6 protein-coding genes are annotated in these 11,886 nt (G+C 65.2%); all 6 read right to left on the bottom strand.

All coding sequences use genetic code 11. The features are described 5' to 3' along the window. Nucleotide 1: 1 nt before the first annotated feature. The 6 genes from ACYVHT_RS07770 to ACYVHT_RS07745 all read right to left on the bottom strand — a co-directional run bounded on the left by ACYVHT_RS07770 (nucleotide 2) and on the right by ACYVHT_RS07745 (nucleotide 11,863). Complete coding sequence (locus ACYVHT_RS07770) at nucleotides 2-1,999, bottom strand: sialate O-acetylesterase (protein WP_460549741.1); 1,998 nt, start codon at nucleotides 1,997-1,999, stop codon at nucleotides 2-4. Nucleotide 2,000: 1 nt separating this feature from the next. Continuing rightward, entirely contained in the window at nucleotides 2,001-3,617 is a 1,617-nt protein-coding gene (locus ACYVHT_RS07765; RefSeq protein ID WP_460549739.1) for a GH35 family beta-galactosidase, read from the bottom strand. Between the two features lie 84 nt (nucleotides 3,618-3,701). Beyond that, nucleotides 3,702-5,471 (bottom strand): RagB/SusD family nutrient uptake outer membrane protein, encoded by a 1,770-nt coding sequence (locus tag ACYVHT_RS07760; protein ID WP_460549737.1) that lies wholly within the window; start codon nucleotides 5,469-5,471, stop codon nucleotides 3,702-3,704. Between the two features lie 133 nt (nucleotides 5,472-5,604). Then, complete coding sequence (locus tag ACYVHT_RS07755) at nucleotides 5,605-8,748, bottom strand: SusC/RagA family TonB-linked outer membrane protein (RefSeq protein ID WP_460549735.1); 3,144 nt, start codon at nucleotides 8,746-8,748, stop codon at nucleotides 5,605-5,607. 136 nt (nucleotides 8,749-8,884) lie between these two features. After that, nucleotides 8,885-9,715 (bottom strand): SDR family NAD(P)-dependent oxidoreductase, encoded by an 831-nt coding sequence (locus ACYVHT_RS07750; RefSeq protein ID WP_460549733.1) that lies wholly within the window; start codon nucleotides 9,713-9,715, stop codon nucleotides 8,885-8,887. A 27-nt stretch (nucleotides 9,716-9,742) separates the two neighbouring features. Then, complete coding sequence (locus ACYVHT_RS07745) at nucleotides 9,743-11,863, bottom strand: alpha-glucuronidase family glycosyl hydrolase (RefSeq protein ID WP_460549731.1); 2,121 nt, start codon at nucleotides 11,861-11,863, stop codon at nucleotides 9,743-9,745. Nucleotides 11,864-11,886: the final 23 nt, after the last annotated feature.

The following is an 11,886-nucleotide window of genomic DNA, read 5'->3' as shown; positions in this document are numbered from 1 at the left end:
GTTAGAGCGCATCGGCAGCAGTCGTGAAAGTGGAAGCCGGCAGGCCTTCCTTGTTGTAGAGATTCGCGCTTTCGGGGTTGTCGGCCCAGGCGTAGCGCACGGTCACGGGCCTGGTCACCGCATCGCTCCAGACCACTACTTTATTGCCCTCAATCTTCGCCTGGGCCCACACGAATTTCTTGTCCGGCCCGGCGATGGCGAAGCCCGTCAGCGGGCCGCCGCCCTTCGCCACTAGGCCGCTGCCGACGCTCGTGAAGCTCAGCGTCGCCTTGTTGCCGGCGGTTTGCATGGACTGGTAGAGCGGGCCGGAAGCTACCAGCTTGCTTTCGCCGTAGGCCACTTTTTCGGCGGCCAGGGCCAGGCGGTGGCCGGGCGTCTGCTTGTCGAGGGGGTGAATGTCGTTCCACTCGCCCACGTCGAGCAGCACGGCCATGCCGGTGTAGGGCAGCGCCAGCCCGCGCCGCTGAATGTCGCGAACCTGGGCCCAGCCGCTTTCCGACGGCTCCTTGCGTACGGCCATGAAATTCGGCAGCTGCGCGTAGATGAAAGGCAATTCGGGCCGCCGGAACTGCTGGCGCCAGTCGGCAATCATGCCGTTGAACAACGCCTGATAATCAGCCGTCCGACCCGCATTCGACTCGCCCTGGTACCACAGCACGCCCTTGATGGCGTAGGGCAGCACCGGCGCAATCATACCATTAAACAGGCCGCCGGGCTGGTACTGAAACGTGGTCGAGCCCGGTGTGGGCGAGGCGGTGGTGCCCAGCTGATACTGCCAGGGCCCACGCAAATCCAGCGCCTGGCCACCGGCCGTGAGTTCGTATTTTTTGTCCTTCGTGAAGCCGCCGCGCCCGCCGTTGCTGATGAGGCGCACGGTGATGACGTTCCGGCCCGGCTTCAATATCTCGGGCCCGAAATCGTACTTGCGGGGCGGGTACTGGTAGCCGGTGGTGCCCACCAGCCGGCCGTTGATGTAGGTCGAGTCGGCATCAACCAACGTGCCCAGCTCCAGGCGGGCGGGCTTGCCGGTCATGTCGGCGGGCACCTCTACTTCCTTGCGAAACCACACCACGCCATTCACCTGGCCCAGCTCGCCATCGGCCCAGTAGCCGGGCACCGGCATGGTTTTCCAGCCGGCGGCGGCGTAGGCGGGCGCGTACCAGGGCGTCTGGCCGGGCGCTTCGCCTTTATCATTCTGGTGCAGCTGGCGGTACCAGCTGCCGATGGCGGCCTGCTCCTTCTGCCTGATGCCGGCCACGGCGGCGCTGTCGCGGTAGGGCGCTGCCTGCTGCTCGTACTTCGGGAACTGCTTCAGCGCGTCGGCGCTCAGCCAGGCTTCGGCCGGCGAGCCACCCACGGCGTCTTTGATGATGCCAACCGGCACCTGGTACCTGGCGTTGATTTCCCTGGCGAAGAAGTAGGCCACGGCCGAAAACTTCAGCACCGTTTGCGGGTCGGCCGCAATCCACTGGCCGCCGAGCACGTCGGCTTTGGGGCCGGTGAAAGCGTAGCTCATGGGCACTTCGTATTGGCGGATGCGCGGGTTGGCGGCCTGGGCGATGACGTCGGGGTACTTGTCGCGCAGGCGGCTCATGGGCGTTTCCATGTTCGACTGGCCCGAGCACAGCCACACGTCGCCCACCAGAATATCCTTCACCGCCAGCTGGTTGCTGGCCTTGATGCTCATCTCAAACGGCCCGCCGGCTTTCAGGCGGGGCAGCTTCACGGCCCACTGGCCGTCGGGCCCGGTGGTGGCCGGGTAGGTGTTGCCCAGGAAGCTTACCGCCACGGCCTCGCCCGGCCGGGCCCAGCCCCAGACGCGCACGTCGGCATCGCGCTGCAGCACCATGCCGTCGCTCACCAGACGCGGCAGGCGCACCTGGGCCACAGCGGCGGCGGTGGGAGCCAGCAGGCCACTGGCCAGGGCCAGCAACCAGCCCCGCCGCCTAAGTTGCGCCGGCCACGACGGGCGCACGTTGAAAGGAAGGACGCTGAGCATTTTAGTAAGTGTAGAGCTTGACGTGCTGGATGCTGTACTCATTGCCGGCCACGCGAACGTGGCGGCCCTGGTGGTCCTGGTCGCCGTTCATGCGGCGGCCGGGCAGCCACTTTTCGTCCTCGAAATGGCCTTCGTCCACGCTCAGGTAGCCGGCGCGCCTGCCTTTGGCGAGGGGTTCGTTGGTGAGGACGAGGCCGGTGCCCACCACGTAGAACTCATCGGGGGCCACGGCAATGATGAGGCCGCCGCCGGGGCTCCACTCGGCCTTTTTCGAGCCCATCGACCAGCCCAATGAATACTCATGTTTGGCGGTGAAGCGGTAGTCGCCCAGCGTGAACGTGCGGGCGGCCGAGTCTTTTTGCAGCAGAAAGCCGCGCACCTGGCCGGCGGGCTGGTATTTGGTTATCAGAAAGCTCACCTGCTCCAGCAGCTCGTAGGCTTTGCCGATGGGCGGCGATTTGAGGGTGTCGCTGCCTTCGATGGCGAAGGGCGAAAACGACAGGCAGTTGTAGTGCCCGAAGGCGAACAGCGCCTTGGCATCAACGCCGTCTTCAAAGCGGATTTCGGGGATGAACAGCGGGTTTCCGCCGCGCGTGTAGAGGTCGCACCAGTGCTCGAAGTTGGGGTTGTAGAAGTCGGGCGCGAGCAGGTCGATGTCCGGCGCGGCGGCCAGCCACACGTCCATCACGTGCGGGAGCGGGCCGGCGCTGGGGTACTTGCCGGGCGCTACGCCGGGGCGGTTGAGGGCGGCGTTCACGTACATCGGCAAGGGGTACACGGCTTTGCCGGCGGCGGCTACGGCATTGGTATAGGTGGCGAAATGCCAGGCCATAAACAGTTCGTCAGTGGCTAAGCTTTGGCCGAATACTTCTGCCCAGGTGCCTTTGGTTCTGGCTCCCTGGCGCTGCCAGACGGCGGCAAATTCGGGTTTCAGGCGCTTCTTTTCGCGCTGCAGGTAGCTGAGCAGCGGCGCGGGTACCTGCTGTTTGAAAGCAGCATTGGCCTGCGCGTCGTAGCTGCGGGCGGTGGGCAGCATGCCGATTTCATTCTCGACCTGCACCGTGATGACGGTGTGCTGCTGCCCATCGGTGGCCTTGAGGTGCTGCATGAGCTGCACGAAGGCTTTTTTATCCGCGTCGAGGTTGCGCGGGTCGAAGGGCGTCAGGATTTCCTGCGGCACGCCGTGGTCGTCTTCGGCGCGCGGAAAGCGCTTGGCATCGGTTTTCACCCAGGCCGGGGCGTAGCACGACATGCTGTTTTTCCAGGCCCCAAACCAGAGCAGCACCAGCTTCAGGTTGTTTTTGCGGGCGTCGCGCAGCAGGTCGTCCACCAGCGTGAAGTCGAACCGGCCTTCCTGCGGCTCCATCAGCTCCCAGTACACCGGCGCGATGACCGTGTTCAGGTGCATGGCCTTCAGCCTGGGCCAGAAGCGCTGCATATACGCCGTGCTCGAAGCCGTGGAATTGCCCAGCTCGCCGCCCAGCACCAGAAACGGCTTGCCATCGACGAGCAGCTGGGTGCCCGGGCCGGCTTTCACCAGGTGGGGCAGGGTGCTTTGGGCGGGCGCACGCAGCCCGCTCAGGCACAACAGGCAAAGAAGTAGCAGCTTGTTTATCAAAACGCAACAGTTGATTTTTATACGCAGGCCGGTTAGCCAATAGCAGCGGCCGGACCAGCCGGTCCGGCCGCTGCCTGAGCGGGGCTAGTACCCGGGGTTCTGGGTGATTTTGCCGCTGGTGCGGTCAATCTCGGTCTGCGGAATCGGCCGCAGCACGTGGAAATCCCGGATGTTGATGGCGGCGTTGGAGCCGTAGTTGCCGCCGGCCGTGAAGCCGGTGCCCGCCGCGCGCGACACCAGCGCCGGCGAGTAGGCGGTGTTCCGCACCCGCGGCAGCAGCTGGCCGGTGCGCTTCAGGTCGTACCAGCGGGTGTATTCGCCGCAAAGCTCGCGGGCGCGCTCATCCAGAATAAAGTTGAGGTTGACCTGGGCGCTGGTGATTTCCATGGCCGTGGTGCGGCCGGCGGCGGCGGCGCGGCGGCGCACCACGTTGAGGTAATCGCGGGCCTGGGTGGTGTTGTTCAGATAGAAATAGGCCTCAGCCGCAATCAGATAGGTTTCGGCCAGGCGGTACACGATGTTGGGTCGCGTCGAGAAGCCGTTCACCGACGTGCGGGCCCGGCTGTCGAACTTGTTCATCGTCGGGAAATATTCCGTGGTGTACTGGTTGGGCTGCACCACCACGTAGGGCGCGGGCTGGCGGGCAGCAATCTGGGCCAGGCGGGCCGCCGACAGCTGCCGGCCGGGGTACCACACCGACGTATCGCCGGTCATGGCCCGGCTGCTGCCGGCATTGGCCCCGGGCGAGTTCACGCGGTACACCGTGGTGAACCACTTGTTGTAGCGCGTATCGGTGGTGCGCAGGGCCGCGTCTGTTTCCAGGGCGGTGCCGCTGGCATCGCGCAGGATGTACGCGTTTTCGAGGAAGTACGTGGGCACGTGGCGGGCGAAGGGCCGGCCGTTGTTCACGTCGCGGGCCATGTTCGGCATCTTGTCGTAGCGGCTGCGGTACTGGAAGCCCATCACGTTTTCGCCCCCGAAGGTGAAGCCGTCGATGCGGTTGAAGGTGGCATCGCCGCTGAACTGGGCGTTCATGATGACTTCCTTGCCGTTCTCGTTGCCTTCGGCAAACACCGTGGCGGGGTCGGCTTCCAGGCCCAGGCCGTAGCGGCCCTGGTTGTCGATGAGCTCGCGGGAATACTGCGCGGCCAGGGCGTAGTCGGCCGCCGCGCCGGCCGGAATGGCCGTGGCGCGGGTCAGGTACACCTTCGAGAGCAGGTGCAGGGCGGTGGCGCGCGTCACGCGGCCGGGCTGGGCCGGGCGGTCGGCAATGGCGGCCATCGACTCGGTCAGGTCTTTGATAATCTGCGTGTAAACATCCGCCAGCGGAGCCCGCTTAATGTCCGTCGTGGGCGAGTCCACGAAGTTGAGCATGAGCGGCACGTCGCCGAAATCCTGCACCAGAATAAAGTAATACTGGGCCCGCAGCAGCTTGGCTTCGGCCAGCAGCTGCGTGAGGCGGGCCGGGGCAATGCCGCTGGCGGCCGGGCCGTACTTCAATACGCCGTTGGCGTTGTTAATCTGCTGGTAGCATACGGTCCAGATAAACGAGTGCGAGCCGTCGTTCACGGGCGTCAGGGCGTTGTTGTCGTAGTCGCTCAGGCCGCTGCTGGCCGAGATGCCGGTCGTCCACAGGTCGGTGCCGGCTTCGGTGGTGAAGGTGCCCGAGTCGTTGCCGTAAATCTGGCGCAGGCCCGAGTACACGCCGGTCACGCCGGCCTCCACGCCCTGCGGCGTTTGCAGGAAAGCCGGCGTGAGCACCGACTGCGGGTTTTCGTCCAGGAAGTTCTTATTGCAGCTCGTCGCCGACAGCAGGACGGCCGTGCTCAGCGTAGCTATTACAATCTTTTTCATATCAGTGAAGCGCGGGGCGCTGAAAAAACAATGGGTGAATGGGTAAATGGGTAGATGGGTGAATGGGTGATGTCGGCGAATGCGTAAAAGCGGCTAAGCCAGCCTTCACGCATTCGCCCATTCACCCATTGACTTAAAAGCCCAGGTTGACGCCCACGATGAAGGAGCGGGTCACGGGGTAGTTGCTGCCGCCCTGGAAGGAGATGTTGGCCGCCGTGGTGCCCTGCGACGAGTCGAAGCGCGACGAGTACGACAGCGCATCGGGGTCGATGGCCTTGTTGCGCTGGAAGTACTTGTCGGCCGCCCAGATGTAGGGATTCTGCACCTGCACGTAGATGCGGGCCGAGCTCATGAAGGCCGACTTGGCCCAGGCCGCCGGAATGGTGTAGCCCAGGTCGATGCTGCGCACTTTGATGAACGTGCCGCTGTGGTAGCCCAGCGTCGAACCGTAGGTGGGCCACTCGTTGGGGCGGGTGCTCTGGTCGGGCTGCGGGTACTCGTTGCTGGGGTTGGTGGGCGTCCAGTAGTCGAAGTTCAGCTGGTTGCGGCGGCCGGTGTTGGTGGCGTAGTAGCTGGGGCCGAAGGAGTACGGGTCCACCACGGTAGCGCCCACGCGGGTGAGGGCCACAATGGTCATGTCGAAGCCTTTGAACTTGAAGCGGTTGGTGAGGCCGGCCTCAAACTTGGGCTGGCGCGAGCCAATCACCTGGCGGTCGCTGGCGTCAATCTTGCCGTCGTTGTTCACGTCTTCCACCTTAATCTGGCCCGGCTTCGAGCCGTACTTGCGCGCCAGGTCGGCCTCCGAGGTCTGCCAGATGCCGAGCTTCTTGTAGTCGTAAATCACGTAGAGCGGCTGGCCGATGAAGCGCTGGTTGCCCACGTCGTCGCGCGGGGTGCCGTCGGGGTTGTACGAGTTCAGGTCGAGCACTTTCTCGCGGTTCACGGTGAAGTTCCAGTCGGTGCTCCACTCAAAGCCGCCGGGGTTGGCCGAGCGCACGTTGGCCGTGGTCAGCGACAGCTCGATGCCGCGGTTCTGGGTCTGGCCGGCGTTAATCAGCACCTGGCTGTAGCCGCTGGTGGTGGGCAGGGCGTAGGGCAGCAGCAGGTCAGAAGTGCGCTGCTGGTACACCTCCACGCTACCCGTAATGCGGTTGTCGAGGAAGCCGAAGTCCAGGCCCACGTTGGTGGTGGTGGTGTATTCCCAGCCCAGGTCGGGGTTCGGAATGGTGCCCGGCACCACGCCCACCGCGCCGGTGCTGCCGTAGTTGTAGGCGCCCTGGCCGATGCCGGTCAGCAGCAGGCCCTGGGTCTGGTAGGGGTTGATGGCGGTGCTGCCCACGCGGCCCAGGCTGGCGCGCAGCTTCAGCACGCTCAGCCAGTCCTGGCCTTTCAGGAAGTTCTCGTTGGCAATGTTCCAGGCCACGGCGGCCGAGGGAAACAGCTTGGTTTTGTTGCCGGCCGCCAGGCGCGACGACCGGTCGATGCGCGCCGTGAGCGTGGCCGAATAGCGGTTATCGAACGAGTAGTTGATGCGGCCCATGTACGACTCCAGCGCCCAGTCGACGGGCTGCGTGGAGTTGTTCACGCCGGTGGGCGTGCCCGCGCCCAGGTTGGTGTTGAGCTGGTAGTTGGCCAGCGTGTTCTGCACCGCGCCCCGGAAGCCGTCGGTGTGGAAGGTCTGCCGGCTGTAGAGGGCCGTTACGCCCAGGTCGTGCTTTTCGGCAAACGTGCGGTTGTAGGTCAGGATATTCTCTGCCAACAGGTTATAAGAGATGGCCGAAGCACTGGCGGCCGCGTTCACGCCCCCCCCCTGCTGCGGGGTGATGGAGCCGTAGAAGCTGTCGTCGGCCTGGCTGCGGCCATCGAGGCCCACGTTGAGGCGGTAGTCCAGCCCGGGCAGAATGTTCACCTGCCCATACAGGCTGTTGAAGGTGCGCAGGCGGCGGCGGCGGTCCAGGTGGGCATCCGGCACGTACAGCGTCAGCGGGTTCGAGCCGGCGTTGTCGCCGTTGGGGTAGAGCACCAGCTGCCCGTCGGGCCCGTAGGCCGAGGCCAGGGGGCTGGTGGTGATAATCTGGTTCAGCACGTTCACGTTCGGGTCCTTCTCGTCGGTGAAGGTGTTGAGGCTGTTCACCCCGATTTTCACCCGCCCCCCGATTTTCTGGTCGAGGGTGCCCCGCACCGAGTAGCGCTCGAAGCGCTGCACCGGCACAATGCCGGTTTCGTCGTAGTAGCCCAGCGAGGCCGAGTACTGCGTGTTGTCGGTGCCGCCGCTCACGCCCAGGGTGTGGTTCTGGATGTGGCCTTTTTGCAGCAGCAGGCTCTGGTAGTCGGTGGTGTTGCCGGCGGCGTAGTTGGCGCGCTCGTCGGTGGTCAGGAAGGTGGGCGAAGCGGGGTCGTAGGTGCCGTTGGCCGAGCCGGCCCGGTAGGCTTCGAGCTTGTAGTTGTAGTACTGCTGGCCGTTCTGAATGTCGAACTTGCCGTAGGCCTGCTTCATGCCGTAGTAGCCGCTGTAGGTGGCCCGGGCCGCGCCGCTCTTGCCGCGCTTCGTGGTGATGAGGATAACGCCGTTGGCCCCGCGCGCCCCGTAAATGGCGGTCGAGGAGGCGTCTTTCAGCACCTCCACGCCCGTCAGGTCGTCGGGGTTCAGGTCGTTGATGCTGCCGTCGTAGGGCACGCCATCCACCACGAGCAGCGGGTCGTTGGAGCCCGACAGCGAGCGGTTGCCCCGGATGCGGATGGTGGGCGTCTGGCCCGGCGAGGTGCCGTTGCTCGAAATGTTGATGCCCGCCGCCCGGCCCTGCAGGGCCTGGGCCACGTTGGCCACCGGCACGTCGCGCAGCGCCTGCTCATCCACCGACGAGATGGCGCCCGTCACCTGGCTTTTCTTCTGGGTGCCGTAGCCCACCACCTGAATTTCGCTCAGCGACTGCGCTTCCGTAGTCAGGGTGGCATTCACATTGCCCGAAGCGCCTACCGGCACTTCCTTCTTTTCATAACCAATCGAGCTGATGACCAGCGTGGTGCTGCCCGCCGGCACGCTCAGCGAATACTCGCCCGCCGCGTTGGTGGTGGCCCCGATGGTGGTGCCTTTCACGATGACGGTTACCCCCGGCAACGTCTCGCCCGATTCGGACTTGATGGTGCCCGATACGGTGCGGCCGGCCTGCGCCCAGGCTGCGCCGGGAAGCATGGCGCCCAATAGCAGCGCCGCCCCCAGGCTGGGAATCCAGCGCCGTTCCCGGCGTGGCGCAATGACAGATAAATGTGCTTGCATGGTTATGAGTGGGTTTTGAGTGGTGGGTATGTAGTTAGTGGTTAGTGTTTAAGGATTAATGGCTGGTAGTGAATGGGCCTGCTCGCGCGGGAGGAAAGCTCATTAATTCATTGGCCGTTAATCATTAATCATTAAATCAGAAGCCGATGGAGTTGCCGCCGTCCACGGGCAGCGAGGCCCCGGTGATGTAGCGGGCGGCATCGGAGGCCAGGAAAACGGCCGCGTTGCCGATGTCTTCGGGCTGGCCGAACTTGCCCATGGGCGTGCGGCGCATGGCGCGGTCGCGGCGGTCGGGGTCGGAGTTCATGGCCGTGCGGCTCATGGCCGTTTCGATGAAGCCCGGCGCAATGGCATTCACCCGCACGCCGTGGCCCGAAAACTCGGAGGCCAGCACCTTCACCATGCCCTCCACCGCCGACTTGGAGGCCGCGTAGGCCACCACGCGGTCGATGCCGTAGTAGGCCGCCATCGAGGAAATCATCAGAATCACGCCCTGCTGGCGGGCCACCATGCGGCTGGCGCAGGCGCGGGTGAGGGCAAACACCGAGTGCAGGTTGGTGTGCAGAATGCGGTTGAAATCCTCGTCGGTTACTTCCAGGGCGGGTTTTTTGAGGTTGATGCCGGCGTTGTTCACCAGAATGTCGAGCGGGCCGTGGGTGGCTTCCACTTCGGCCACCAGGGCGTCGATGGCCGACAAATCGGTCACGTCGTTCACCACGTACTGCACCGCTTCGCCGATGGACGCGGCCGCCTCGCGCAGCACCGCCTCGCGCCGCCCCGTGATGATGACCGTGGCCCCGGCCTCGGCCATGCACTGCGCAATGGCCAGCCCGATGCCCGTGCCGCCGCCGGTTATCAGCGCCAGCTTGCCATCGAGCGTGAACGCATCGGCGTGCCGCTGCTGGGCTTCGGTAATAACGGCTTCGGCGTGGCCGTTCTGGCCGTTGGAGGAGGAGTGGTTTTTCATATCAAGAGCAGGTTTTGCAGAGCTGACTTATTTGAGCTGGTAGAGGTCGACCAGGGTTTTGACGTCGGCCAGGGTGCGCGTGGGCGGCACAAACGGGGCCGGAATGGGCTGCCTGGCGTGCGTCTGGAAGTAGAGCACGCAGGCATCGCGCCACCACAGGGCCTCGCGTCGCTGGATGGCGAGCCGGGCGGCCACGTCGGCGTGCAGGGCGGGGTCCACGGCGGGCCGGGCGGCAGCCCACTGCTGCTGCATCCAGGTCACGGAATCGGCGCCGGTGTAGTAGCGGGTCACCAGCTCGTGCCAGAGGGTGCGGCCGGTGCTGAGCGGCTGCTGCCAGCCCACGTGGTGGAACCAGAGCAGGTAGTTGAGCGGGCAGGTGTTGGCGTCGCCCCACTGCGTCTGCACGCCGGGCGAGTAGAGGCTGAGGGCGTTGGAACCCGTGGCGGTGCGGTCGAACCCCAGCCCTTCCGCGTCGGCTTTGTGGTAGTACACGGCGGTCCAGTCGGGGCGGCCGGCCTCGGCCAGCCAGGGCTCGGGCCCGTAGTGAATGTTCTGGCCCATGATGTGGTGCAGGCCCAGCGGCGTGGTGTAGCGCACGTAGATGTCGCGCGACTTGTCCATCATATTCACGATGGTGGCCACGGCCTGGCGCTCGCGGGTCAGCGTCATCCTGGTCCACTCCGTGGCAATGGCCTTCGACGTCAGCGTGTAGTCCCAGGCCAGGCGGCCGAAGGCGTACCAGTTGGCCTGGCCCATGGGGTGGCCGGTCCAGTTGCGGTCGGAGCCGATGTTGGCCACGCCCGCGATGCCGCTGAGGCGGTGCTGGTCGAGGCTGCCGTCCACCACCCGGGCCACCGTCGAGCCGGGGCCTTTCACCTGCGTGTCCGAGTCGAGGCATTCTTTGAACAGCGGCGCCAGGTACACCAGGTGCGAAGCGAAGCCGAGGTACTCCTGCGTAATCTGCACCTCCAGCACCAGCGGCGTTTTGGGCATGGCCCCAAACAGCGGGTGGAAGGGCTCGCGGGCCTGAAAATCAATCGGGCCGTTCTTCACCTGCACCAGCACCCTGGGCGAAAACTGCCCGTCGAGCGGCTTAAACTCCTCGTAAGCCTGCTTGAACCGGTCGGCGCTGCCGGCCTTGTACACGAAGGCGCGCCACATCACAATGCCGTCGTGGGTGCCCAGGGCGGCGGCCAGCATGTTGGCGCCGTCGGCGTGGGTGCGGCCGTAGTCCTGCGGGCCGGGCTCCCCTTCCGAGTTGGCCTTCACCAGAAAGCCGCCGAAATCCGGAATCTCCTGGTAAATCTCCCCGGTCTTGGCGGCCCACCATTTTTTTACGTCCGCATCGAGCGGGTCGGAGGTTTTCAGGCCGCCAATCACCTTCGGCGCCGCCCAGAACACCGACAGGTACACCCGGATGCCATAAGGCCGCAGCACGCCCGCCAGCGCCTTCACCTTCTGGAGGTATTCGGCCGTGAGGTAGCGGGCGCTGGCATTCACGTTGTTGATGGCCACGCCATTGATGCCAATCGAGGCATTGGCGCGGGCGTAGTCGGTGTAGCGCGGGTCGAGGCGCTGGGGCAATTCATACCACTTCCAGATGCTGGAGCCCGCGTAACCGCGCTCCACCGTGCCGTTGGGGTTGTCCCAGTGGTTGAGCAGGCGGTACTGAATGCGCGGGCTGCTGCTCAGGTTCAGCGCCGCAACGGATTGGCCGGTTTGCAGGTGCCGCAGCAGCGCAAACACGCCGTAGAGCACGCCCGCCCCGCTCCTGCCCGTCACCACAAGGTTGCGGCCCCGCGTCGAAATGCGGTAGCCCTCCCGGCTATCGGAGCTACCGGAAACGTTTGCAGATGGGTCTATCGAAAGCAGAATGCCCCGCTTAGTACCGCCCTCCGCTTTCGCCACTACCGGCACCGGCTGGCCCAGCAGGCCCTGCAAGCCGCGCTGCAGCTCGGCAGCCGCCGTTTTCAGTACCGCATCGGCGCCATTGCTGGCAATGAACTGCGCGGCGGCGCGGTACTGCGCCCGCTGGCCGGCATCGGCCACCAGGTCGTACTTCAGCCACAGGCGGTAGCCGTCGTCGGCCCGGCAGAGGGGCACGGCGCCAACGAATACCAGCAAAAGCAGCAGTGACCGGAGGAACATTGGGGGGGTGGGAATTTTGGGGG

This window comes from Hymenobacter daeguensis (assembly GCF_054780555.1).
This window is presented reverse-complemented; position numbering and strand designations above follow the sequence as displayed.

Bases quoted from the DNA above. Each gene is read 5' to 3' on its own strand.
- ACYVHT_RS07755 (WP_460549735.1), bottom strand. From the start codon at position 8,748: ATGCAAGCACATTTATCTGTCATTGCGCCACGCCGGGAACGGCGCTGG.
- ACYVHT_RS07770 (WP_460549741.1), bottom strand. From the start codon at position 1,999: ATGCTCAGCGTCCTTCCTTTCAACGTGCGCCCGTCGTGGCCGGCGCAA.
- ACYVHT_RS07750 (WP_460549733.1), bottom strand. From the start codon at position 9,715: ATGAAAAACCACTCCTCCTCCAACGGCCAGAACGGCCACGCCGAAGCC.
- ACYVHT_RS07760 (WP_460549737.1), bottom strand. From the start codon at position 5,471: ATGAAAAAGATTGTAATAGCTACGCTGAGCACGGCCGTCCTGCTGTCG.
- ACYVHT_RS07745 (WP_460549731.1), bottom strand. From the start codon at position 11,863: ATGTTCCTCCGGTCACTGCTGCTTTTGCTGGTATTCGTTGGCGCCGTG.